The following is a 23,907-nucleotide window of genomic DNA, read 5'->3' on the forward strand; positions in this document are numbered from 1 at the left end:
CTTGCTCCCGCTCGAGCGCGAAGCGGTCGTAAAGCCAACGAACGCGAACTGTCTGAAGCTCCGCGTTCATGGTTTTTGGGGCTGCTGCGCACCCCAGCGGGAGCAAGCTCCCTCGCCACAGGTGAATCAATAGCAATCAGAGAATCCGCACCCGCAGGGAGCGGCCCTTGATCTTGCCTTCATTCAGGCGCTTGAGCGCCTGTTTGGCGATGCCACGCTCCACGGCCACGTAGGCCTGGAAGTCGAAAATCGCGATCTTGCCAACCTGGGTGCCGGGGATGCCGGCGTCGCCGGTCAGGGCGCCGAGGATGTCGCCGGGGCGGACCTTGTCCTTGCGCCCGGCAGCGATGCACAGGGTACTCATGGCCGGCAGCAACGGGCCGCCGCCCTGGGGCTTGAGGTTATCCAACTGGTCCCAGTTCAACGGCGCCTTCTGCAGTTGCTCGATGGCTTGGGCGCGGAGGGCCTCGGACGGCGCCACCAGGCTGATGGCGATACCGGTTTCCCCGGCGCGACCCGTACGGCCGACGCGGTGGATATGGATTTCCGAATCCCGGGCCAGCTCGACGTTGATCACCATGTCCAGGGCATCGATGTCCAGGCCACGCGCTGCCACGTCGGTCGCCACCAGCACGGAGGTGCTGCGGTTGGCGAACATCGCCAGGACCTGGTCACGGTCGCGCTGTTCCAGATCACCGTGCAGGCCGACGGCAGAGATGCCTTTGGCCGTCAGGTGATCGACGGTTTCCTGCACTTGCTGCTTGGTGAAGCAGAACGCTACGCAGGAGGCCGGACGGAAATGCGCGAGCACCTTGACCACCGCGTCCATGCGCTCCTCAGGGGCGATCTCGTAGAAGCGCTGCTCGATCTGCGCATCGGAGTGCAGCGCCTCGGCCTTCACTTGCTGCGGGTCACGCATGAATTTGGACGCCAGCTGCTTGATGCCCACCGGGTAGGTGGCGGAAAACAGCAGCGTCTGGCGGCGCTCCGGGGTCTGCTGGATGATGTCTTCGATGGCGTCGTAGAAACCCATGTCGAGCATGCGGTCGGCTTCGTCGAGGATCAGCGTGTTGAGGCCGTCGAGCACCAGCGAGCCCTTGCGCAGGTGCTGCTGGATCCGCCCCGGCGTGCCGACGATGATGTGAGCGCCGTGTTCGAGGGAAGCGATCTGCGGGCCGAACGACACGCCGCCGCACAGGGTCAGGACCTTGATGTTGTCTTCGGCGCGGGCCAGGCGGCGGATTTCCTTGGCCACCTGGTCGGCCAGCTCACGGGTCGGGCACATCACCAGCGCCTGGCAGCCGAAGTAGCGCGGGTTGATCGGGTTCAGCAGGCCGATGCCGAACGCGGCAGTCTTGCCGCTGCCGGTCTTGGCCTGGGCGATCAGGTCCATGCCCTTGAGGATCACCGGCAAGCTTTGCGCCTGGATCGGCGTCATCTGGGCATAACCGAGAGATTCGAGGTTAGCCAGCATGGCGGCGGACAGCGGCAAAGTATTGAAAGCGGTGGCGATGGTGGTCACGGTACGGGCCTGCAAAACAAAATGTCGCGCAGTGTAGCAGCCTGGTGCCACTTTCTTCGAAAGTTCTGGACGAGCTGTGTTGAGACGGGGACCGGCTGTTGTGGCGAGGGAGCTTGCTCCCGCTGGGGCGCGCAGCGGCCCCAAAACCTGACGCTGCGATGTATCAGGAGTGATTTTGGGGTTGCTGCGCAACCCAGCGGGAGCAAGCTCCCTCGCTACCCAAGCTTCACTGCACAGAAGCGCCCTCAGTGCTCGATATGCTCGTCGTGACGTTTCTGCCGTCGCCCATCCTGCTTGGACAGTTGGGAGAAAATCGTCGCCGCCAGCATCGCCATGACCCCCACCGTCACGAAGGTCAGCTGGAAAGCCCCCAGAACGGTGTCGACGCCGTCATTGCCCACCTGGGCGGTGAAGCCGCCAAGCAGCGCGCCGGCGCAGGCCACGCCGAGGCTCAGGGACAGTTGCGCCACCACCGACAAGAGACTGTTGCCGCTGCTCGCGCTGGCATCGTCGAGGTCGATCAGGGTCACGGTGTTCATTGCGGTGAACTGGAGCGAGTTGATCGCTCCCAGTACCGCCAGTTGCGCCAGCAGCAGCCAGTATGGCGTCTGTTCGCTGACCAGGCCCATGCTGGCCAGCATGATACCCAGGGCCAGGGTGTTGCCGGTCAGGACGATGCGATAGCCGAGGCGTTCGATCAGTGGCCGGGCAACCGACTTGGCGACCATCGCTGCGGCAGCCAGGGGCAGCATGCTCATCCCGGCCTGTGAAGGTGAGTAACCCAGGGCCACTTGCAGCAACAACGGCACCAGGAACGGCAGGGCGCCGCTGCCCAGGCGTGCGAACAGGTTGCCGAGGATCCCCACGGCGAAGGTCCGTGTCTTGAACAGCGACGGCGGGAACAGCGCGTTTTCGATGTGCCCGGCTCGCAGCCAGTAGGCCGCCAGGCAGGCCATGCCGCCGAACAGCAGCAACATTACCCGCAGGTGCGGCAGGTGCAGTTCACCCAGGCCTTCCATGGCGATGGTGATCAATACCATCGCCGCGCCGAACAGTACAAAGCCCAGCCCGTCGAACCGTGTACGTTCGCTGCCGCGCAGGTCGGGAATGAATTTCCATACCGCATAGCAACCGATGACGCCCACCGGCAGGTTGATCAGGAAAATCCAGTGCCAGATCAGGTACTCCACCATCCAGCCGCCCATGGTCGGGCCAATCAACGGACCGAGCAGGCCGGGAATGGTGATGAAGCCCATGATCCGCACCAGCTCCGAGCGCGGATAGGCCCGCAGCACCACCAGCCGGCCCACCGGCAGCATCAGCGCACCGCCCAACCCCTGGACGATCCGCGCACCGACCAACATGGTCAGCGAGTTGGACATTGCGCACAGCAACGAGCCGAGGCTGAACAGCAGGATCGCGCCGAAGAAAATCTTCTTGGTGCCGAAGCGGTCGGCGATCCAGCCCGAGGCCGGGATCAGCAGGGCCACAGTGAGCATGTAGGCGATGATCACCCCCTGCATGCGCAACGGGTTTTCCGCCAGGTCAGTGGCCATGGCCGGCAGTGCGGTATTGAGAATGGTGCCGTCCAGGGACTGCATGAAGAAAGCGATCGCCACAACCCAGGGGAGCCAGCGGGCGGTGACGGCGTCGAGCGGTGCGCGGTTGGGCATGGGACCTCTTGTATGAACAATGAGCAGCGTGGCGAACAAGCTTTTTGTGGCGAGGGAGCTTGCTCCCGCTCGAACGCGAAGCGGTCGCGAGCTCCACGAACGCGGACTGTCTGGAGAACCGCGTTCATAGCTTTCGGGGCTGCTGCGCAGCCCAGCGGGAGCAAGCTCCCTCGCCACAGAAGGACAGCATCGGCCTCTAGTTGGCTAGACAGGGGACGGCATCAACCTCCGGTTGTTACAGCGTCAACGTCAACCGCTTCACCAGCGCTCCAGGCAGCAGCATCGAGGCCGTGGCTCGTTGGCTGTAGGTGCTGGCCGAGAGCAGAAGTTCCCGCTCCCGGGTCAGCCCTTCGAGTTGCGAGCCGAGCAGGCTGTAGACGCTGTCATCGAAACGCATGGTGCTGACCGGCGCCACGATCTGGCCGTTCTCGACCCAGAAGGTAGCGAAGCGGGTCATGCCGGTCAGGCGTGCGGCGGGTTGGTCCGAGTAGTTCAGGTACCACAGGTTGCTGATGTAGAGCCCGGTGCCGAGGCGTTCGAGGATCTGCTGCTGCTCCAGCTGGCCTTCGTTCATGACAAGCGCCGTGGGGTATTCGTAGCTGCTGGCGCCGTTGGCGGTGAGGCCGTATTCGGCGGCGCTGCGCGAGTTGATCAGGCGCGCATTGGCCGTGCCCTTGGCGATCAGCCCCAAGTCATCGCGTGGATAACCTTCATCGGAAAACGCCGGGCTCAGGGAACCGCTGACCTGCTCGCCGAGCCCCACGATGGGGCTGAAGCTGGCTTCGCCGGCGTAGAACTTCTGCAACGGGCTCTGCTTGCTGGCAATCGCCCGGGCCGAGAACCCGCCCCAACTGAGCATGCCCATGATTTCTTCCAGCGCGGCGGGCGCCAGGTAGGCGCGGTACTCGCCGGGTGGCAGCGTACGCAGTGGCCGGCCCAGAAACTCCAGCTGCTGGCGGGCCTGCTCGAAACGCCGGGCGAAGCCTTCGCTGCTCCACTGGTGGCCGGCGTAGCTGGCTTTCACCGCCTGGCCGTTTTCGTGAAAGAGACTGAAATCGAAATTGAAGCTGTTGGCCTGATGCCAGCCGAACGCCCCGGATGAGCTGGCAAAACCCCGACTGATGGGGCCTGCGGCATAGATGCCCACCAGGTCCAGGCCTTCGGCAGCGAGGGTGATTTCGGCGACCGCCTGTTCGGTTTCCGGCAGCGGATGGTCCTGCACGTTGTGGCTGTGCCAGTGATTATGGTTGAGCAGCAGGTACGGATCCCGGGGCAGCAACGGCAAGGTTTCACGCAGCTGTTGCAGGCCTTCGGCGAGACGTTGCAGGTCGGTCCCGGGCTCGCCGGACAAGGTGATCTGCAAGTCGGCGTGGCGCCCGTCGTCGATCAACTTGAAGCTGACGTTGGCCTGTTGCACCTGTCCGGCCTGGCGCACCTTGGCGTGGTTGAAGCGTACGAAGGCCGAGGATTCGGCGGCGTAGCCGAGGGTGAATTGTTCGGATTCGCGCAGCGCGTTGCGCAGCCAGTCGACCAGGGTCTTGAACGCCTCGGCCTGATTATTGAAAGTGCTCATCAGGCGTCTCCCCCAAACACGTCAACGTTGCTGAACACGCAGGCCGGTGACGCGTGGCCGACGCGAATGACCTGGTTCGGTTCGCCCTTGCCGCAGTTCGGCGTACCCAGGACCTGCACGGTGCTGGCATCGCCGACCGCGCGTAGACTCTTCCAGAACTGCGCGGAAATGCCCCGGTAATTGGGGTTCTTCACCACGCCCTTGAGCTCGCCGTTCTCGATCAACTGGCCCCATTCGCAGCCGAACTGGAATTTGTTGCGGGCATCGTCGATGGACCAGGAGCGGTTGGTGCGCATCAGCACGCCGTGCTCGATGCCCTGGATCAGTTGCGCCAGCGACTGGTCGCCGGGCTCGATGTTCAGGTTGGCCATGCGGTCGATGGGCGGGCGGTTCCATCCACAGGCTCGACTGTTGGCGACGCCGCTGAGGCCGGCGCGGAACTGCGACAACGCACCACCCAATGGACGCAGCAGCAGGCCCTCGCGGATCAGGAACTGTTTGCTGGCGGCGGTGCCGTCGTCGTCATGGCTGTAGCTCGCCAGTTCCTCGGGAACTTCCGGGTCGAAGGTCACGTTCAACAGGCTGGAGCCGTATTGCAGGTGGCCGAAGTCGGCGGTCTTGACGAAGCTGGTGCCGGCGTAATTGCGCTCGTCTCCCAGGATGCGGTCCAGCTCCAGCGGATGGCCAATGGATTCGTGGATCTGCAACATCATCTGATCGGGCATCAGCAGCAGGTCCCTAGGGCCTTGCGGGGTGTTGGGCGCCATCAACAGTTGCAGGGCCTGGTCGGCGATCTTCGGTCCGGCACCGATCAGGCCGCAACGCTGGATCACGTCGAAGCCGCCTTGCTGGCCGAAGTTCTCGCGGCCCAGAGTGCGGGTCTGGCTGTCGTGGCCGTCGAACGCGGTGACGTCCAGCGCGGGGTAGATGAAACGCTGGGCCTGGCGCAATTCGGCGCCGGCGCTGTTGAGGTAGATCTGCTCGACCTCGGTCAGGCCGATGCTCACTTGCCAGTTCACCAGGCGCTCATCCTTCGGTACGGCGGCCGACTCGTCGCCGAGCAGTTGATAGCAGTCGCTGAGCGCCGGGAAGGCCTGGTCGAAAAACGGTGAAAAATAATCGGCGCGGTCGCTGGACACCGGTTGCTCGCGCAGGTCGAGCAAGGCGTGGGGCTTGAGCCGGCGGGCCTGCCGCTCGGCGCGGTCCAGTGCAGCTTGCAGGCCGGCCTGGGACAGGTCGTTGGTGGAGGCATAGGCCTCGACGCCGTTGACCCGGGCGGTGAGCATCGCGCCTTCGTCGCGGTTGAGGCTTGGCGGCTCGGCGACATTCTTGCGCACCGACAGATGCTGGCCGGATTCGCGCACATAACGCAGGGAAAAAAACTCGGCGCCCGTGCGCAAGGCAGCAAACCGCTGCTTGAGCTGGGGGTGGAAGTCGAACATGAAACCTCCTTGTCTGGAGTGGCGGTGCAGCGAGGTGCGGCGCATTGACGCGGCGGCTCTAGAGTAGGCCTGGGCGGGGGAGGGATCAAGGCAGAAAGGAATAGTGGATGTCAGGGCGGACGCTATCGCGAGCAAGCTCGCTCCCACACTGGATCTTTAGTGATCACAAGATTTGTGTTCACCGGCGATCCCCTGTGGGAGCGAGCCTGCTCGCGATAGCGGTGTGACAGTTACTGCGCGGTCGGCCCGACTTCCCGCAACGGCTTGCCGCGCACCGGGGCGTCGCCGGCGACGTAGTAAGGGGCGGTGCTGCGCGGCAGCGGTTTGCGGCCGCGGATCTTGTCGGCGATTTTCTCGGCGATCATGATCGTTGGCGCGTTCAGGTTGCCGGTGGTGATGATCGGCATGATCGAGGCATCCACCACGCGCAACCCTTGCAGGCCATGCACGCGACCTTCGCCATCGACCACGGCCATGTCATCGGTGCCCATCTTGCACGAGCAGGACGGGTGGAACGCGGTCTCGGCGTGTTCGCGGATGAACTGGTCCAGTTGCTCATCGGTCTGCACTTCGATGCCGGGGCTGATCTCACGACCACGGAATGCATCGAGCGCCGGCTGCTGCATGATCTCCCGGGTCAGGCGGATGCCGTCGCGGAACTCCTGCCAGTCCTGCTCGGTGGCCATGTAGTTGAACAGGATGCTCGGGTGCTGGCGCGGGTCCTTGGACTTGGCCTGGATTCGGCCACGGCTTGGCGAACGCATGGAGCCCATGTGCGCCTGGAAACCGTGTTCCTTCACGCCGTTGCTGCCGTTGTAGTTAATCGCCACCGGCAGGAAGTGATACTGGATGTTCGGCCAATCGAACTCCGGACGCGTGCGGATGAAGCCGCCGGCTTCGAACTGGTTGCTGGCGCCGATACCGGTGCCGTTGAACAGCCACTCGGCACCGATGGCCGGCTGGTTGTACCAGAGCAGCGACGGGTACAGCGAGACCGGTTGGGTGCAGGCATATTGCAGGTACAGTTCGAGGTGATCCTGCAGGTTCTCACCGACGCCCGGCAGGTCGTGGACCACCGCAATGTCGAGGCTCTTGAGCAATGGCGCCGGACCAACTCCGGAGCGTTGCAGAATCTGCGGCGAAGCGATGGCGCCGGAGCACAGCAGCACTTCCTTGCGAGCGCGGGCCTCGACTCGCTCTTCAGCGGCGCCTACCAGGTAGCGCACGCCCACCGCACGCTTGCCTTCGAACAGGATCTTGTCGGTCAGGGCATGGGTGATGATGGTCAGGGTCGAACGTTTCTTGGCGACGTCCAGATAACCGCGAGCCGTGCTGGCGCGACGGCCGTTCGGCGTCACGGTGCGGTCCATCGGACCGAAGCCTTCCTGCTGGTAGCCGTTGAGGTCTTCGGTGCGCGGGTAACCGGCCTGCACACCGGCTTCGACCATGGCGTGGAACAGCGGGTTGTTGCCGGGCTTGGGTGTGGTCACGCTGACCGGACCGTCGCCGCCGTGATAGTCGTTCGGGCCGATGTCACGGGTTTCCGCCTTGCGGAAATAGGGCAGGCAGTCCAGGTAGGTCCAGTCTTCCAGGCCCGGCAGCTTGGCCCAGTTGTCATAGTCCAGGGCGTTGCCACGGATGTAGCACATGCCGTTGATCAGTGAGGAACCGCCCAGGCCCTTGCCGCGACCGCATTCCATGCGGCGGCCGTTCATGTGCGGCTCCGGGTCGGTCTCGTAGGCCCAGTTGTAGCGCCGGCCCTGCAACGGGAACGCCAGGGCGGCCGGCATCTGGGTGCGGAAATCCAGGCGATAGTCCGGACCGCCGGCTTCGAGCAGCAGGACGGTGACGCCCTCGTCTTCAGTCAGGCGGGTCGCCAGGGTGTTACCGGCCGAGCCGGCACCGATGATGATGTAATCGAATTCTTGGGACATGAAATGCACCCTCTTTTGATTGGGTTCAGGTCGCGCGCCAGAGCCACCTTCCCTGTGGCGAGGGAGCTTGCTCCCGCTCGGCTGCGCAGCAGTCGCAAATCAAGCGACCGGGTTCTGTCTGGATGGCGATGGGCCCTGAAGAGGGGCTGCTTTGCAGCCCAGCGGGAGCAAGCTCCCTCGCCACAAGGCACCGCGTCAGATCAGAACACCGACGCGTAATCGCCCAGCTCGACCTGTACCGATTTGATGCGCGTGAAGTTGTTCAGCGAGCTGATCCCGTTCTCTCGACCCACGCCCGATTGCTTGTAACCACCGACCGGCATCTTGGCGTCGGACTCGCCCCAGGCGTTGATCCAGCAGATACCGGCTTCCAGTTGATGGATGATGCGGTGGGCGCGGTTCAGGTCGCGGGTCACAACGCCGGCGGCCAGGCCGAAGTCGGTATCGTTGGCGCGGCGGATGACTTCTTCCTCGGTTTCATAGCTGAGGATGCTCATCACCGGGCCGAAGATTTCTTCACGGACGATGGTCATCTCGTCAGTGCAATCCGTGAAGACGGTCGGCGCAACGAACGCACCCTTGGCAAACGCGCCGTCGGTCAGGCGCGCGCCGCCGCACAGCAGGCGTGCGCCCTCGGCCTTGCCCTTCTCGATGTAGCCCAACACGCTTTCCATGTGGGCGAAGCTCACCAGCGGACCGAAGTTGGTGTTCTCGTCCTCTGGATTGCCGACGCGGATGCGCGCCACGCGCTCGGCGATCTTGGCTTCGAAGGCGGCCTTGAGGTGACTCGGTACGAACACGCGTGTGCCGTTGGTGCAGACCTGCCCGGAGCTGTAGAAGTTGGCCATCATCGCGGTGTCGGCGGCGCGATCCAGGTCGGCGTCGTCGCAGATGATCAGCGGCGACTTGCCGCCCAGCTCCATGGTCACGTCCTTGAGCGAAGAGCTCGAGGCGCTGGCCATGACTTTCTTGCCGGTGTCGGTGCCGCCGGTGAAGGAAACTTTCTCGATGCGCGGGTGCTCGGTCAGCCAGGTGCCGACCTCACGGCCACTGCCGGTCAGCACGTTGAACACGCCCGCCGGAACGCCGGCTTCGGTGTAGATCTCGGCCAGCTTCAGGGTGGTCAGCGAGGTGACTTCGCTGGGCTTGAAGATCATCGCGTTACCGGCGGCCAGGGCCGGTGCGGATTTCCACAGGGCGATCTGGATCGGGTAGTTCCACGCGCCGATGCCGGCTACGACGCCCAGCGGCTCGCGGCGGGTGTAGACGAAGGAGGTGTCGCGCAGCGGGATCTGCTCGCCTTCGATGGCGGGCACCAGGCCGGCGTAGTATTCCAGCACGTCGGCGCCGGTGACGATGTCGACGTAGCGGGTTTCGGAGTAGGCCTTGCCGGTGTCCAGGGTTTCCAGGGCGGCCAGTTCATCGTTGCGTTCGCGCAGGATGTCCACGGCGCGACGCAGGATGCGCGAGCGCTGCATGGCCGTCATCGCGGCCCAGACTTTCTGGCCCTTTTCGGCGCTGACCACGGCGCGCTCGACGTCTTCCTGGGTGGCACGCTGCACCAGCGCGAGAACCTCACCGTTGGCCGGGTTGATGGCTTCGAAGGTGGCGTCGCCGCTGGCATCGCTGTACGCGCCATCGATGTAGAGTTTTTGCAGTTCGAAACGGGCCATAAAGTCCTCGCAAGTGCATAAGTGGTTGGCTGGGCCACCGGGCGTGTCCTCTACAGCTGACTACGCGGGTCGGTGGCGGTTCAGGAGCCGAGCGGTTCTGTGTGCTCTGGCGCTCCTGCCTTGGCCAGTTGGAAATCCATGTATTCGTAAGCGATCCGGTGTGCCTGGGCGGTGTCGAACGCGTCTCCCGACAGCGCCCCGCGCAGCCACAAACCGTCAATCAGAGCGGCCAGGCCCCGTGCCGCACTGCGCGCCTCATCGACGGGCAACACGCGACGGAACTGGCAACACAGGTTGGAATACAGACGGTGATCGTTGATCCGCTGCAACCTGTGCAATGACGGGTGATGCATGCTGGTGGCCCAGAAGGCCAGCCAGGTTTTCATAGCCGGGCCGTTGACCTGGCTGGCGTCGAAGTTGCCTTCGATGATCACCTTTAGGTGCGCCCGCGGGCTGCTGTCCTCCAGTGCCTGGCGGCGCGCGGTGACGTTCTCGCTCAGGACAGTCATCAGGTACTGGGCCGTGGCCGCGATCAGGCCATTCTTATCCTGAAAGTAGTGACTGATGATGCCGTTCGAGACACCGGCCAAACGGGCGATCAGCGCAATGCTGGCGTCCCCCATGCCGACCTGATCAACCGCTTGCAGCGTGGCTTCGATCAATTGCTGGCGGCGTATGGGTTGCATACCGACCTTGGGCATCTAGCACATCTCCTTAGGCCAACCGGCAGGCGAGTTCGTCTGTCGGTGCGTGGGCCAGTCTATTTTGTTTTGATTGAACGTTCAATCAACAAAGAATAAGCTCTGCGACAATTCGTCGCGATTTGCCGAAATTTCCTACGAGTAAATGGCGCAGAAACCGGACATCCAACGGCCCAGGCCCCAGCTTTCACTGGGGACGGGGCTTGTGGGGTGTCTTTATAACACCCGCCGGTCGGCTGCCAACTGATCGATTGGTCGGGTACCGCGTTGCCTTGTCCTTCTCTCGCACTGCCTGGAGCATCCGTGCAATGAGTTCCGCTTCTCTAATAAAGACCCCGCCGCAAAAGGTGACGGTCAACGGTTGGGTGTTCTACACCTCCACCGCGCTGATTTTGCTGTTGACCGCCATCCTGATCATTGCGCCCCAGGAGGCCGGCCGATTGCTCGGCATTGCCCAGGCGTGGCTGTCACGCAGCTTCGGCTGGTACTACATGGTGGTGATCGCGGCATACCTGGTGTTCGTGGTCGGCCTGGCGTTCTCTTCCTACGGCAAGCTGAAGCTGGGCAGCAAGGACGACACGCCGGACTTCAGCTACGGTGCCTGGGCCGGGATGCTGTTCTCCTCGGGCATCGGCATTTCGTTGTTGTACTTCGGAGCCTCCGAGCCGCTGGATCACTTTTTCAATCCGCCCGAAGGCGTGGCCGGCAGCAACCTGGCCGCCCGCCAGGCGGTGCAACTGACGTTCCTGCACTGGGGCCTGCATGGCTGGGCGATCTATGCGCTGGTCGGCCTGGCCGTGGCGTATTTCGCCTACCGGCATCACCAGCCGCTGGCGCTGCGCTCGGCGTTGTACCCGTTGGTGGGCGAGCGTTGGGTCAAAGGTGCAGCCGGCCATGCGGTGGACGGTTTCGGCATGTTCGTGACCCTGCTGGGGCTGGTGACGAACCTGGGAATCGGCTCGCTGCAGGTGTCGTCCGGACTGGAAAGCCTGTTCGGCATGGAGCACAGCAACACCAACCTGCTGATTGTCATCATCGTGATGAGCACGGTGGCGACCATCGCCGCGGTGTCTGGTGTGGAGAATGGCATTCGCCGGTTGTCGAACCTGAACATCGTGCTGTTCAGCGGCCTGCTGATCTTTGTCCTGCTGTTTGGCCCGACCCTGCACTTGCTCAACGGCTTCGTGCAGAACATTGGCGATTATCTCAACGGTGTGGTGCTCAAGACTTTCGATCTGTATGTGTATGAGGGCAACGGCGCCGATTCGGATCGCTGGCTGGGCCTGTGGACGCTGTTCTACTGGGCGTGGTGGATTTCCTGGGCGCCATTCGTGGGCATGTTCATCGCACGTATTTCCCGTGGCCGTACCGTGCGTGAACTGGTGGCCGGCGTGCTGCTGATTCCCCTGGGCTTCACATTGGCCTGGCTGTCGATCTTCGGTAACTCGGCATTGGACCTGGTGATGAACCACGGGGCAGTGGAGCTGGGCAAGACGGCACTGCAACAGCCGTCGATGGCGATCTACCAGTTGCTGGAGCATTACCCGGCGTCGAAAGTGGTGATCGGCGTGTCGATTTTCGTCGGTTTCGTGTTGTTCCTGACCCCGGCGGATTCCGGTGCGGTGATGATGGCCAACCTTTCCTGCAAGGGCGGCACCGTTGACGAAGATGCGCCGCACTGGCTGCGGATTTTCTGGTCGGTGGTGATCACCCTGGTGACCATCGGCCTGCTGTTTGCCGGTAACTTCGAAGCCATGCAGACCATGGTGGTGCTGGCCGGTTTGCCGTTCTCGGTGGTGCTGGTGTTTTTCATGTTCGGTCTGCACAAGGCCATGCGCCGGGACGTGCAGCTCGAACAGGAGCAGGCGGCGTTGGAGACGCGTGATTGGCAGCGCTTCAGTGAACGCATGATGCAACTGGATCGACAGTTGTAAACACCGTCGTGGCGAGGAGCTTGTGTGGCGAGGGAGCTTGCTCCCGCTGGGGTGCGTAGCAGCCCCCGAACCTGACGTCACCCGCGGTACCGAGTGACCCGGGTTGCGGCTGCTGCGCAGCCGAGCGGGAGCAAGCTCCCTCGCCACAGGGGCGGCATTTCAGGCCAGCAGTCAGCGTTCCAGGATAAGCCGCCAGCATTGCAGGCCGGCTGCCAGCGATAGGCCACAAACAAAAACGCCGCGATCTCTCGCGGCGTTTTTGTTGGCGCTGGCTCAGCCCAGGTTCTTGCCGAGCAGGGCGTGGTACAGCTCGCTGTCGCCGAGGATCCCGACGACCTTCTGGTTGTCGTGGAGCACCAGTTTGTTGCCGGTCTGGTAGCGGATCTGCAAGGCGTCGCGCATGCCGATGTTGGAATCCACCAGCGTCGGGCGGCGGCCCAGTTCTTCGACGGCCTGGCCCGGCACCCAGTTTTGCAGGTCCAGTGCCGCGCCGTTCTGGCGGGCGCCCTTGATGGTGTTGCCTTCGGCCAGGTCGAGCCAGGAATCGCCACCCGGGTCCAGGCACACCGAGCCGTTGATGCGCTTGCAGTTGTCCAGGGTGCGCATCAGGCTGCGACCGCAGAGCACGTTGAGCGGGTTGGTATGGGCGACAAAGGTGCGTACGTAATCGTCCGCCGGGTTCAGCACGATCTCTTCCGGCTTGCTGTACTGGATGATCTTGCCGTCCTTCATGATCGCGATCCGGCTGCCCAGTTTCAGGGCTTCGTCCAGGTCATGGCTGACGAACACGATGGTCTTTTGCAGTTTGCGTTGCAGTTCCAGCAGTTCGTCCTGCAAACCCTGGCGGATCAGCGGGTCGAGGGCCGAGAACGGTTCGTCCATCAGCAGGATGTCGGCGTCCATCGCCAGGGCACGTGCCAGGCCGACCCGTTGCTGCATACCGCCGGACAGCTCGTCGGGCTTCTTGTTGCGCCACTGGGTCAGGCCCACCAGCTCGAGTTTTTCATCCACCAGCTTGCGTCGTTCCTTCTCGGGACGACCCTGCATTTCCAGGCCGAAGCTGATGTTCTCGCGCACGGTCAGCCAAGGCATCAGGGCGAACTTCTGGAACACCATGGCGATGCGCTTGGTGCGCATCATCTTCAATTCGGCAGGCGAGCAGGAGGCGATGTCGATCTGCCGTCCTTCATGTTCGACGAACAACTTGCCGCGACTGACGGTGTTCAAACCGTTGATGCAGCGCAGCAGACTGGATTTGCCTGAGCCGGAAAGGCCCATCAGGACACAGATTTCACCCTTCTCGATGGACAGGCTGGCTTTTTCCACGCCGACGATCAGGCCGGTCTTTTGCAGGATTTCGGGGCGCGAAAGGCCCTTGTCCAGAAGGTCCAGCGCGGCCTTGGGACGGTTGGAGAAAATGACATCGACGTCTTCGAAACGAATGATGCTCATGCGTCACCCCCTACTTTAGCGTCGGGTTGTTTGCAGATTCGGTCGAGCATGATCGCCAGCAATACGATCGCCAGGCCGGCTTCGAAGCCCAGGGCGATATCAGCGGTGTTCAGTGCGTTGACCACGGGTTTGCCCAGGCCATCGGCACCCACCAGCGCAGCGATCACCACCATCGACAACGACAACATGATGCACTGGGTGACACCGGCCGCGATGCTCGGCATCGCATGGGGCAGTTCGATACGCGACAGGAGCTGGCGACGGGAGCAGCCGAAGGCTTTACCGGCGTCGAGCAATTCTTCCGGAACGTCGCAGATACCCAGGTACGTCAGGCGGATGGGCGCGGCAATCGCGAACACCACCGTGGAGATCAGGCCCGGAACCACGCCCAGCCCGAACAGGGTCAGGGTAGGAATGAGGTAGACGAAGGTCGGTACGGTCTGCATCAGGTCGAGCACCGGCCGCATCAGGGTGTAGAACATCGGCTTGTGCGCGGCAACAATGCCCAGCGGCACGCCGATCAGTACGCAGACCAGGGTGGCGAACATCACCTGGGCGAGGGTTTCCATGGTTTCCTGCCAGTAACCCAGGTTGAGAATCAGCAGGAAGGACGCGATGACGAATACGGTCAGGCCCCATTTACGCTGGATGAAATGCGCCAGCAGGGCGATGAGGCCGATCAGGGCCAGGGGGTTGAACCAGGTCAGCGCAAACGTCACGCCGTGAATCATCGTTTCCAGAAACAGCGCGATTGCGTCGAAGGTGCTGGCGCCGTTTTGCGTCAACCATTCGACAAAGCCCGCGATGTACTGGCCCAAGGGTATTTTCTGATCAATGAGCATGGTAGTGAACGTCCGCATGCAAGGGATTAACAGCCCGGGCGAGCGAGCCCGCCCGGCCTAACATAAGCAGTTACTTCGCGAGCTTGGCTTTCACGGCCTCCAGGCCAGGTTTACCGTCAATGGTGGTCACGCCAGCGAGCCAGGTATCGAGTACCTGTGGGTTCTTCTGCAGCCAGGCCTTGGCGGCGGCTTCAGGCTTCATCTTGTCGTCCAGGACGTTGCCCATCAGCGAGCTTTCCATGTCGACGGTGAACTCAAGATTCTTCAGCAGTTGGCCTACGTTGCTGCATTCCTGGCTGTAGCCCTTGCGGGTGTTGGTCGCCACGGTGGCCGCGCCGAAGTCGGGACCGAAGAAGTCATCGCCGCCGGTCAGGTACTGGATCTTGAAGCGGGTGTTCATCGGGTGAGGAGCCCAACCCAGGAACACCACGTCGGTGCCGCGCTTGGAGGCCCGGTCGACCTGCGACAGCATGCCGGCTTCACTCGACTCGACGACTTTGAAACCCGCGTCCTTCAGGCCGAAGGCGTTCTTGTCGATCATGCTCTGGATCAGGCGGTTGCCGTCGTTGCCAGGCTCGATGCCGTAGATCTTGCCGTCCAGTTCTTTCTTGAATTTGGGGATGTCGGCGAAGTCATGCAGGCCTTTGTCGTACAGCGCCTGGGGCACGGCGAGGGTGTACTTGGCACCCTTGAGGTTGGTGCGTACGGTTTCTACGGTCCCGGCTTCGCGGTAGGCCTTGATGTCGTTCTCCATGGTCGGCATCCAGTTGCCGAGGAACACGTCCATGTTCTTGCCATCGGCCAGGGACTTGTAGGTCACCGGCACGGAAATCATGATGGTCTTGGTCTTGTAGCCCAACGCATCGAGTACCACGCTGGTAGTGGCGGTGGTCACGGTGATGTCGGTCCAGCCGACGTCAGAGAAGTTGACGGTGCTGCATTGCGGGGGTTCTGCAGCGTTGGCCAGCATCGGAAGACTCAGCATGGCGGCCAACAACAATGGCTTGGAACCTTTCATGGGTAGACTCCTGGTGTTTTATCGGCAGTGTCCTGGCAGGACAACCGCTCGCTTATTGGTATTGCGGTTGGTGGCGCGTGGGCACTCTCTTGCACGCGGCCTTGCAAACGAGCCGTAACTGATCATGTACCAGTGCAAATCTGACGCCTACGGGGATAGTCGTATCCAGTACAGGGAGGGTCGCATCCAGTGTCGGTGACGTCGTTTACAGATTTTTTCCGCCCTTGGTGCAGCTCTGACACGCAGAAAAACGCCGTAAAACCGGGGTAAAACGCCGGCGGCGCTGGCGGGCATGATTGCGTCGGTGTCAGACGTCGGGCTCCAGGGTAAAAACCGGATGATGCGGCCATCCCGGCGTTGAGCGTAGCAGCTCCGTCAGCGGGTGCTTCCGCGCCCGCGTGTGCCCGTTCTGGAGGTTCTAGGCAATGGCAATCAGCGTATTCGACCTGTTCAAAATCGGTATCGGCCCGTCCAGTTCCCACACCGTGGGCCCCATGCGTGCCGCGGCGTTGTTCGTGCAAGCACTGCGGGAAAAGGCGTTGCTCGATGATGTGCGCCGGATCGAGGTGCAGCTGTATGGTTCGTTGTCGGCCACAGGCATCGGCCATGGCAGCGATACCGCTGTCATCATGGGATTGATGGGGGAGTGGCCGGATGCAATCGATCCGTCGCAGATCGCCCCGCGTATCGCGCTGTTGCGCGAAACCCAGACCCTGTTGCTGGACGGTCGCCTGCCGGTGCCGTTCGTATGGTCCCGGGACATGCGCCTGATCGATGAAAACCTGCCGTTCCACCCCAATGCAATGACGCTGGTGGCCGAAGGCGACAACGGCGAGTTGCACCGTGACACCTATTATTCGGTGGGCGGTGGTTTTGTCGTCGACCAGGCCCAGGCCAACAGCGGCGTCGTCGATCTGGATACCACCGAGCTGCCTTACGATTTTTCCAGCGCCGAAGAACTGCTCCAACTGTGTCGCACTCACAACCTGCGGGTGGCCGAATTGATGATGGCCAACGAAAAGGTCTGGCGCTCGGAAGAGGAGATCCGCAGCGGCCTGATGAAACTCTGGCGGGCCATGCAGGAGTGCGTCGAGCACGGCCTCAAACATGAGGGCATCCTGCCCGGCGGCCTGAATGTTCGACGGCGTGCGGCCAAGCTGCACCGCAGCCTGCAAGAGCTGAACAAACCCAATGTCATCGGCTCGACGCTCAGCGCCATGGAGTGGGTCAACCTGTATGCCTTGGCGGTCAACGAGGAAAATGCCGCCGGCGGGCGCATGGTCACGGCCCCGACCAACGGCGCGGCCGGGATCATTCCGGCGGTGCTGCATTACTTCATGAAATTCAGCGAAGCGGTGACCGACGCCAACGTGGTGGACTACTTCTTAGGTGCCGCGGCGGTGGGGATCCTGTGCAAGAAGAATGCATCGATCTCCGGTGCCGAAGTCGGTTGCCAGGGGGAGGTCGGTTCGGCCTGCGCGATGGCGGCGGCGGGCCTGGCGGAAATCCTCGGCGCGACGCCGGAGCAATTGTGCAACGCAGCGGAAATCGGCCTGGAGCACAACCTCGGCCTGACCTGCGACCCGGTGGGCGGCCTGGTGCAGGTGCCGTGCATCGAGCGCAATGCGATTGCCGCGGTAAAAGCCATCAACGCTGCACAAATGGCCCTGCGCGGCGACGGCCAGCACTTTATCTCCCTTGACCGGGTGATCCGCACCATGCGCGATACCGGTGCAGACATGCATGACAAATATAAGGAGACCTCGCGCGGCGGGTTGGCGGTGAGTGCGGTGGAGTGCTGACAGAACACCGCACCTGCCCCTGTGGCGAGGGAGCTTGCTCCCGCTGGGGTGCGAAGCACCCCCAAAACCTGGCACCCTCGGTCTTTCAGAAGTTTCCCGAAGCCCCTTTTTCGCCCGCTTTACGGTCGAGCGGGAGCAAGCTCCCCTCGCCACAGGAAGGCTTGTCGCCGGTCCTGATAGTGATCCGCATATCGCTCGTAAATTGAGCAGAAAGAAGAAAACACGCCACCTTTTAGCGCGTCGCTAACAGACAAGACGCCCGTTGTCGGGTTCGTCGCTATACGGCGCCTGACCGTCCGTCACCCGCCCTGTGGTGATACCGGTTGCGCAAGCGGCGCAGCCCAGTACCCACAAGTGCTACCGAACTGCTCACAGCCCGCTGTGACGGCTGCCCGCCGCCACGATTAATGCCAATAACCTGTACCGGATCCACCCCTTGTCTAGAGGGGCGCGATGTCGTTTTCAGGATTTATTGAATACGCATTCAACTTTAGGCACGGCAATTGCTCTATCCCGGAAAAGCCCGTTTCTGGCAACAGAACGATGGCAATAACAAGAGCCTCCGCCTGAGGCCATCACCCGCTTTGTGTGAGGAGATACCGCGATGACGACGTCCAACTCCGGGGCCCAACCCCAGAACCGTGCGCCTCAATCCATCGGCTTTCTGCTGCTGGACAATTTCACGCTGATTTCCCTGGCGTCCGCGGTAGAGCCGCTACGCATGGCCAACCAGTTGTCCGGTCGAGAGTTGTATCGCTGGACCACCCTCACCGTCGACGGCGGCCAGGTCTGGGCCAGTGACGGCTTGCAGATCACCCCTGACGCCTCCATGCACAAGGCACCGCCCCTGGACACGGTCATCGTATGTGGCGGCATCGGCATCCAGCGCACTGTTACCCGCGAGCACGTGTCATGGCTGCAAGGCCAGGCCCGCCAGTCCCGGCGCCTTGGCGCGGTCTGCACCGGCAGTTGGGCCCTGGCCTGCGCCGGCCTGCTGGACGGCTTCGATTGCAGCGTGCACTGGGAATGCCTGGCAGCGATGCAGGAAGCTTTCCCACGGGTGTCGATGAGCACCCGGCTGTTCACCCTCGACCGCAACCGCTTTACCAGCTCCGGCGGCACCGCGCCGCTGGACATGATGTTGCACCTGATCAGCCGTGACCACGGTCGCGAACTGTCGGCGGCCATTTCCGAAATGTTCGTCTACGAGCGCATCCGCAACGAGCAGGATCACCAGCGTGTGCCGCTCAAACACATGCTCGGCACCAACCAGCCGAAGTTGCAGGAAATCGTCGCGCTGATGGAAGCCAACCTGGAAGAGCCGATCGACCTCGACGAACTGGCGGTGTACGTCGCCGTGTCGCGGCGTCAGCTGGAGCGTTTGTTCCAGAAGTACCTGCACTGCTCGCCGTCGCGCTATTACCTCAAGCTGCGGCTGATCCGTGCTCGGCAGTTGCTCAAGCAGACGCCGATGTCGATCATCGAAGTGGCCTCGGTGTGCGGCTTCGTCTCCACGCCGCACTTTTCCAAGTGCTACCGCGAATACTTCGGCATTCCGCCGCGTGACGAACGTGTCGGCTCCAACACCACGCAACAGGTGGCGATGATGCCGTTGCCGCAGGCCCTGGTGCTGTCGCCATTGTCCGGCCCGCTGTCGGCGCTGAGCCAGGCGCGCAATGAGTCGACGTTTGCCAGTGTAAGGCTCTGAGCCGAGGCCCTTTGTGGCGAGGGAGCTTGCTCCCGCTGGGGGCGAAGCCCCCCAAATCCGGATATCACGGTGTTCCAGAAATATCGCGGAGACTGGATTTGCGACCGCTTCGCGGCCGAGCGGGAGCAAGCTCCCTCGCCACAAGGTCAGGCGCTGTGGTTCTTCTGGTAATCCGCCAACGCCGGCAGCAGCTGCTGTTCGATCGCCTGGCGCACGGCCGGCAGGATGGTCGCGCTGCTGGTGTACATGTCCTTGACCATCCGCCGCAATTCATTGGCGCGGGCCCTGTCCAGCCCGCGTACGGCACACTCACAGGCCTGTTCGGCGCTGGAGCCGCTGGGAATCTGGAGACCCAGGGCCTTGAGCTGGCCCAGCAGGTCTTCCTGGTCGATCAAATCGGCGTGCATCATGACGCTTTTCCTTGTTCCGGGATGGGGGGCGTGACTCGATTCTGGTAGCCACCCGAAGCGGCGGCAAGGGCAAACTGTCGCAATGGCAGGGATACCTATGAACAGGTCGTTTTCGGTTAACTCGCACAATCCGGGACTGGGCACACTGGCCTCAAGCTGAATCACGATGGTTTGGTCACCCTCGCGCAACAGCTCCTCCAGTAACGCCTCCTGCCCCGATCCTGTCACGGCTTGATCGGGGATTTTTTTGTCTGCGTGAGACTGGGAGTGATGGGTTGTCGGACACGCCGCTTCGCGAGCAGGCTCGCTCCCACAGGGGATTGCATATCCCTTGTGGGAGCGAGCTTGCTCGCGATGAGCGATGAGCGATGACGCGCTCTAGCGCTGCAACACCAGAATCCGCGACAACAACTCATCCCGATCCACATAGCACCCCTGGAAATGCCGCGCCCCGGTGGCCGGGTCGAAGGCGTTGCGGGCGTGCAGCGTGCGGCGATTGTCGAAGCACCAGAGCTGGCCGGGCTCCAGGCGTTGCATGACGCGAAACCGTGGTTCGCGGGTCAGGGCGATGAAGCGTCGGTAGGCGTTGTAGAGCCTGGGCATTTGCTCGACCGAGGTGTCGAACGGCCCGCGCAGAAAGTTCGCCATGCGAATTTCCGAGACTTGCCCGAGGGTATCCAGCGCGATGATCGGCGCCAGGCAGCGGTAGTCGCTGTGGCGGTCCTTGTTGCGAAACTCCACCGGGATTTCGCACAACGCAGCGAAGGCGTCGGGATCTTCCTGGCGCAGGGCCTGGGCGATGGCGAAACCATCGACAAAAATGCTCTCGCCGCCTTCAGCGTCATTGACCAGGCAGTGCAGGAACTGCAAGCCCGGCTGCAATTCCCGAGTCGGCAAGTCGCTGTGCAGCGGCAGGTTGAAAGCAGTGTAGGCGTTGCTGTCGGCGTCGGCCTTGGATTGCACATTGAACAGCACGCCGAAGTTGCTTTCGCGAATGAAGGAAATCCGCTGGGCAATCGGTTTCAGCGAGCCGGGTTCGGTGGGCACGCCACGCACCTGGGTCAGGCCGATGTCGCGCACCGCCATTAGCCATTGCAGCAGGGCGGCGTTGTCGGTCATCAATGCCGGGTAGTCGAACACGGGTATGCGCAAGTCGTGCTGCCAGAGCTGGCGCCGCGGCTTGCCGGCCAGCCGTTCGGCCCGGGACTGATCGTCGTAGGCGTGGGCACGCAACCAGCCCGGGTCGAAACGGCTCTGGTGGCCGTCCTGCCAGTCCACGCACAGGCAGCCCTGGTCGTCGAGATGGGTCGCGGCGGGCGCCAGGTCTTCAGGCACATCGACGATTTCCAGTACCTGTTCGCGGGTGACGCTGTAGACGCATTGTGGGCAAGGGCAGTTGTCCCGCAGCCACGGATGATGGAAAGGACTGACCCGGCCGTCGGCCCAGGTGACCTGCACCCGGTCCGCCAAGGGTGTCACCACGCTCAGGGAACACACCAGGGGATAGCGGCGGAAATCGGCAAAAGCGGTGGCGGTGCGCATGGCGGTCTCCTGGGCTGTTATCGGGCGGGCGGCAGGGCAATGATCCGACCCATGTACGCTGGGGGCGGCAGGTCGGATTGTTCATCCAGCAGGGCCTGGAGCTTGTCCAGGGTCTGCTCGGTGAAGGGCGCGGCGCGCGGGCCGGCCAGGTCCACGTGCAGGAGCATCTGCTCGTTGCCCGCCAGCTCTTTGTCGCCACCGGCCAGGTGCAGGCTGTGGTAGAGGTGCAGGCGCTTGGCGTCGTGGCCGATGATTTGCGTGTGCACTTGCACGTCGACGTCTACCTTCACCTCGTGCAGGTAGTTCAGGTGCAGTTCGAGGGTGAACAGCGAATGGCCGCTGGCGTCGCGGTTCTGGCTGTCCAGCCCGAGCAGGTCCATCAGCGCGTCGGTGGCGTAGCTGAAAATCAGCAGGTAATAGGCATCGCGCAGATGGCCGTTGTAATCGACCCATTCGGGGCGGATGTGGGTTTTGTAGGTGGTGAGGGTGGGCATGGTGGAACTCCGCAGATGAGCACTGGTGTACACATGTGTGGCGAGGGAGCTTGCTCCCGCTGGGGCGAAGCCCCCCAAACGCTGATAACGCGGTGTATCAGAAATATCGCGTCAGCTGGTTTTGCGACCGCTTCGCGGTCGAGCGGGAGCAAGCTCCCTCGCCACAGGAATAGCGTTTAGTCACCAAAGGCCATGCCATGCCTGGCCTTTGTGGCTTTCACCGCCTCCAACACCGCCAGCAGGCAATCGTCACGGTAGCGCTCCAATGCTGAAATGCTGTGGTTGCCCAGTTGTGCGCTGGTCCCATCCACCACGTCATCGATCAGCTTTTCGGTCAGCTCCGGCGCCGGCAGGTAGGTCCACGGCAGTTGCAACGCCGGGCCGAACTGGGCCATGAAGTGGCGCATGCCGGCGTCGCCACCGGCCAGGGTGTAGGTCAGGAAGGTGCCCATGAATGACCAGCGCAACCCGGCGCCAAAGCGAATGGCGTCGTCGATCTCGCCGGTGGTCGCCACGCCGTCGTTGACCAGGTGCAGGGCCTCGCGCCACAGCGCTTCGAGCAAGCGGTCGGCGATGAATCCGGGCACTTCCTTGCGCACGTGCAACGGTCGCATACCGAGGGATTGGTAAACCTGCATCGCCGCCTGAACGGCTTCGGGCGCAGTGTTTTTGCCGCCGACCACTTCGACCAGGGGCAACAGGTAAACCGGGTTGAACGGATGCCCGACCACGCAGCGCTCCGGATGGGTGGAGCCTTCATAGAACTCGCTCGGCAGCAGGCCCGAGGTGCTGGAGCCGATCAACGCGTCCGGCTTGGCGGCGGCGCTGATCTGGCTGTGCAACTGGAGTTTCAATTCCAGGCGCTCGGGGGCGCTCTCCTGGATGAAGTCGGCGTCGCGCACGCATTCTTCGATGGTCGCGACGAAGCGCAGCCGGTCCTGAGAGGCGCCGGGTGCCAGGCCCTGTTGTTCCAGCGCACCCCAGGCATTGGCGACGCGCTTGCGCAGCGCCGCTTCGGCGCCGGGCGCCGGGTCCCAGGCCACGACGTCCAGCCCATGGGCCAGGGCGCGACTGACCCAGCCGCTGCCGATTACACCGCTGCCCAGGGCGGCGAAGGTCTTGATGTCGGTGATAAAGCGCATGGTGGTTTCCTGAAATAGTTCGGTGAGCTGATTGTGGGGGAGCCTTTGTGGGAGCGAGCCTGCTCGCGATGGCGGAGTGTCAGTCGGCACATTCGGCGCCTGTCGCACCGTCATCGCGAGCAGGCTCGCTCCCACAGGGACGGGGGTGTCTGGTCAGCTACGCTGGGTCAGCCCCATCTTCTTGCGACCTTCCGCCGGGGTGAGCACCCGCGCCCCGAGGCGGCTGAGGATTTCGCTGGCGCGTTCCACCAGTTGGCCGTTGGTGGCGAGTACGCCTTTGTCCAGCCACAGGTTGTCTTCCAGCCCGACTCGTACGTTGCCGCCCAGCAGCACGGCCTGGGCCGCCATCGGCATTTGCATGCGGCCGATGCCGAAGCCGGCCCACACCGCATCGGCTGGCAGGTTATCGACCATGGCTTTCATGGTGGTGGTGTCGGCCGGCGCACCCCATGGGATACCCAGGCACAGCTGGAACAGCGGGTTGTCCAGCAGGCCTTCCTTGATCATCTGCTTGGCGAACCACAGGTGGCCGGTGTCGAAGATTTCCAGTTCGGCTTTCACTCCCAGCTCGGTGATGCGCTTGGCGCCGGCCCGCAGTTGCGCCGGAGTCGAGACGTAAATGGTGTCGCCGTCGCCGAAGTTCAGGGTGCCGCAATCGAGCGTGCAGATTTCCGGCAGCAGTTCTTCGACATGAGCCAGGCGCGTCAGCGGGCCCACCAGGTCGGTGTTGGGACCGAACTCCATCGGCCGTTCGCCGGGCCCGATCTCCAGATCACCACCCATGCCGGCGGTGAGGTTGACGATGATGTCCACGTCCGCCTCGCGGATGCGCTCCATCACTTCGCGGTACAGCGCCACGTCGCGGCTGAACTTGCCGGTCTGCGGGTCGCGGACGTGGCAGTGGACCACCGTGGCACCGGCCTTGGCGGCCTCGACGGCGGCCTCGGCGATCTGTTTCGGGGTGACCGGGACGTGGGGGCTCTTGGCGGTCGTGTCGCCAGCACCGGTGAGTGCGCAGGTGATGATGACGTCGTGGTTCATGGTA

General features: G+C 63.0%; 18 protein-coding genes. 3 read left to right on the plus strand and 15 right to left on the minus strand.

Annotated features, from left to right (window positions below):
* Positions 1–136: 136 nt before the first annotated feature.
* From dbpA to betI, 7 genes are all read right to left on the minus strand, one after another.
* Entirely contained in the window at positions 137–1,474 is a 1,338-nt protein-coding gene (gene dbpA / locus ACLEJQ_RS15000; protein ID WP_440796469.1) for an ATP-dependent RNA helicase DbpA, read from the minus strand.
* A 293-nt stretch (positions 1,475–1,767) separates the two neighbouring features.
* The gene (mdtD, locus tag ACLEJQ_RS15005; RefSeq protein ID WP_440796229.1) at positions 1,768–3,195 is read right to left on the minus strand and encodes a multidrug transporter subunit MdtD; all 1,428 of its coding nucleotides are present in this window, start codon (positions 3,193–3,195) and stop codon (positions 1,768–1,770) included.
* A 235-nt stretch (positions 3,196–3,430) separates the two neighbouring features.
* A complete protein-coding gene (locus ACLEJQ_RS15010) occupies positions 3,431–4,768 on the minus strand; it encodes a TldD/PmbA family protein (protein ID WP_440796231.1) in 1,338 nt (445 codons plus the stop codon).
* On the minus strand, positions 4,768–6,210 hold the full coding sequence (locus tag ACLEJQ_RS15015) for a TldD/PmbA family protein (protein WP_440796233.1): 1,443 nt from the start codon (positions 6,208–6,210) through the stop codon (positions 4,768–4,770). The genes ACLEJQ_RS15010 and ACLEJQ_RS15015 overlap by 1 nt, the downstream gene beginning before the upstream one ends.
* Positions 6,211–6,440: 230 nt before the next feature.
* Positions 6,441–8,144 carry a choline dehydrogenase gene (gene betA / locus ACLEJQ_RS15020; protein WP_440796235.1) on the minus strand — a complete coding sequence of 568 codons (1,704 nt, stop codon included), beginning with the start codon at positions 8,142–8,144 and terminating at the stop codon, positions 6,441–6,443.
* Positions 8,145–8,344: 200 nt separating this feature from the next.
* Entirely contained in the window at positions 8,345–9,817 is a 1,473-nt protein-coding gene (gene betB / locus ACLEJQ_RS15025) for a betaine-aldehyde dehydrogenase (protein ID WP_440796237.1), read from the minus strand.
* Between the two features lie 80 nt (positions 9,818–9,897).
* Entirely contained in the window at positions 9,898–10,518 is a 621-nt protein-coding gene (gene betI, locus ACLEJQ_RS15030) for a transcriptional regulator BetI (RefSeq protein ID WP_440796239.1), read from the minus strand.
* Between the two features lie 365 nt (positions 10,519–10,883).
* Here betI and ACLEJQ_RS15035 point away from each other — a divergent pair, with 365 nt between their 5' ends.
* Positions 10,884–12,452 carry a BCCT family transporter gene (locus ACLEJQ_RS15035; RefSeq protein ID WP_440796470.1) on the plus strand — a complete coding sequence of 523 codons (1,569 nt, stop codon included), beginning with the start codon at positions 10,884–10,886 and terminating at the stop codon, positions 12,450–12,452.
* Positions 12,453–12,725: 273 nt separating this feature from the next.
* Here ACLEJQ_RS15035 and choV read toward each other — a convergent pair whose 3' ends face one another.
* The 3 genes from choV to ACLEJQ_RS15050 form a co-directional block, all read right to left on the minus strand.
* Entirely contained in the window at positions 12,726–13,904 is a 1,179-nt protein-coding gene (gene choV / locus ACLEJQ_RS15040) for a choline ABC transporter ATP-binding protein (protein ID WP_440796241.1), read from the minus strand.
* A complete protein-coding gene (gene choW / locus ACLEJQ_RS15045) occupies positions 13,901–14,746 on the minus strand; it encodes a choline ABC transporter permease subunit (protein ID WP_245144625.1) in 846 nt (281 codons plus the stop codon). Before choW ends, choV begins: the two co-directional genes overlap by 4 nt.
* A 70-nt stretch (positions 14,747–14,816) precedes the next feature.
* Entirely contained in the window at positions 14,817–15,764 is a 948-nt protein-coding gene (locus ACLEJQ_RS15050; protein WP_440796244.1) for a choline ABC transporter substrate-binding protein, read from the minus strand.
* A gap of 425 nt (positions 15,765–16,189) precedes the next feature.
* Here ACLEJQ_RS15050 and ACLEJQ_RS15055 point away from each other — a divergent pair, with 425 nt between their 5' ends.
* Positions 16,190–17,566 carry an L-serine ammonia-lyase gene (locus ACLEJQ_RS15055; RefSeq protein WP_440796246.1) on the plus strand — a complete coding sequence of 459 codons (1,377 nt, stop codon included), beginning with the start codon at positions 16,190–16,192 and terminating at the stop codon, positions 17,564–17,566.
* A gap of 604 nt (positions 17,567–18,170) precedes the next feature.
* Positions 18,171–19,274, plus strand: a complete 1,104-nt coding sequence (locus ACLEJQ_RS15060; RefSeq protein WP_042731607.1) for a GlxA family transcriptional regulator — start codon at positions 18,171–18,173, stop codon at positions 19,272–19,274.
* A gap of 146 nt (positions 19,275–19,420) precedes the next feature.
* Here the strand turns inward: ACLEJQ_RS15060 and ACLEJQ_RS15065 are convergent, their stop codons facing one another.
* The 5 genes from ACLEJQ_RS15065 to ACLEJQ_RS15085 form a co-directional block, all read right to left on the minus strand.
* Positions 19,421–19,684, minus strand: coding sequence for a hypothetical protein (locus tag ACLEJQ_RS15065; RefSeq protein WP_440796248.1), 264 nt, complete (start codon positions 19,682–19,684; stop codon positions 19,421–19,423).
* Positions 19,685–20,062: 378 nt separating this feature from the next.
* Positions 20,063–21,226 carry a gamma-butyrobetaine dioxygenase gene (locus ACLEJQ_RS15070; RefSeq protein ID WP_440796250.1) on the minus strand — a complete coding sequence of 388 codons (1,164 nt, stop codon included), beginning with the start codon at positions 21,224–21,226 and terminating at the stop codon, positions 20,063–20,065.
* 17 nt (positions 21,227–21,243) lie between these two features.
* Positions 21,244–21,720: a thioesterase family protein gene (locus ACLEJQ_RS15075; RefSeq protein ID WP_440796252.1), complete on the minus strand. Its 477-nt coding sequence runs from the start codon at positions 21,718–21,720 to the stop codon at positions 21,244–21,246.
* Positions 21,721–21,896: 176 nt separating this feature from the next.
* Positions 21,897–22,862, minus strand: a complete 966-nt coding sequence (locus tag ACLEJQ_RS15080; protein ID WP_440796254.1) for an L-carnitine dehydrogenase — start codon at positions 22,860–22,862, stop codon at positions 21,897–21,899.
* A 153-nt stretch (positions 22,863–23,015) separates the two neighbouring features.
* Positions 23,016–23,903 carry a 3-keto-5-aminohexanoate cleavage protein gene (locus tag ACLEJQ_RS15085; protein WP_440796256.1) on the minus strand — a complete coding sequence of 296 codons (888 nt, stop codon included), beginning with the start codon at positions 23,901–23,903 and terminating at the stop codon, positions 23,016–23,018.
* Positions 23,904–23,907: the final 4 nt, after the last annotated feature.

Source organism: Pseudomonas sp. SMV71 (assembly GCF_052042015.1).
In the GTDB taxonomy this organism is placed as follows: Bacteria; Pseudomonadota; Gammaproteobacteria; order Pseudomonadales; family Pseudomonadaceae; genus Aquipseudomonas.

Bases quoted from the DNA above. Each gene is read 5' to 3' on its own strand.
- dbpA (WP_440796469.1), bottom strand. From the start codon at position 1,474: ATGCTGGCTAACCTCGAATCTCTCGGTTATGCCCAGATGACGCCGATC.
- mdtD (WP_440796229.1), bottom strand. From the start codon at position 3,195: ATGCCCAACCGCGCACCGCTCGACGCCGTCACCGCCCGCTGGCTCCCC.
- ACLEJQ_RS15010 (WP_440796231.1), bottom strand. From the start codon at position 4,768: ATGAGCACTTTCAATAATCAGGCCGAGGCGTTCAAGACCCTGGTCGAC.
- ACLEJQ_RS15015 (WP_440796233.1), bottom strand. From the start codon at position 6,210: ATGTTCGACTTCCACCCCCAGCTCAAGCAGCGGTTTGCTGCCTTGCGC.
- betA (WP_440796235.1), bottom strand. From the start codon at position 8,144: ATGTCCCAAGAATTCGATTACATCATCATCGGTGCCGGCTCGGCCGGT.
- betB (WP_440796237.1), bottom strand. From the start codon at position 9,817: ATGGCCCGTTTCGAACTGCAAAAACTCTACATCGATGGCGCGTACAGC.
- betI (WP_440796239.1), bottom strand. From the start codon at position 10,518: ATGCCCAAGGTCGGTATGCAACCCATACGCCGCCAGCAATTGATCGAA.
- choV (WP_440796241.1), bottom strand. From the start codon at position 13,904: ATGAGCATCATTCGTTTCGAAGACGTCGATGTCATTTTCTCCAACCGT.
- choW (WP_245144625.1), bottom strand. From the start codon at position 14,746: ATGCTCATTGATCAGAAAATACCCTTGGGCCAGTACATCGCGGGCTTT.
- ACLEJQ_RS15050 (WP_440796244.1), bottom strand. From the start codon at position 15,764: ATGAAAGGTTCCAAGCCATTGTTGTTGGCCGCCATGCTGAGTCTTCCG.
- ACLEJQ_RS15055 (WP_440796246.1), top strand. From the start codon at position 16,190: ATGGCAATCAGCGTATTCGACCTGTTCAAAATCGGTATCGGCCCGTCC.
- ACLEJQ_RS15060 (WP_042731607.1), top strand. From the start codon at position 18,171: ATGACGACGTCCAACTCCGGGGCCCAACCCCAGAACCGTGCGCCTCAA.
- ACLEJQ_RS15065 (WP_440796248.1), bottom strand. From the start codon at position 19,684: ATGATGCACGCCGATTTGATCGACCAGGAAGACCTGCTGGGCCAGCTC.
- ACLEJQ_RS15070 (WP_440796250.1), bottom strand. From the start codon at position 21,226: ATGCGCACCGCCACCGCTTTTGCCGATTTCCGCCGCTATCCCCTGGTG.
- ACLEJQ_RS15075 (WP_440796252.1), bottom strand. From the start codon at position 21,720: ATGCCCACCCTCACCACCTACAAAACCCACATCCGCCCCGAATGGGTC.
- ACLEJQ_RS15080 (WP_440796254.1), bottom strand. From the start codon at position 22,862: ATGCGCTTTATCACCGACATCAAGACCTTCGCCGCCCTGGGCAGCGGT.
- ACLEJQ_RS15085 (WP_440796256.1), bottom strand. From the start codon at position 23,903: ATGAACCACGACGTCATCATCACCTGCGCACTCACCGGTGCTGGCGAC.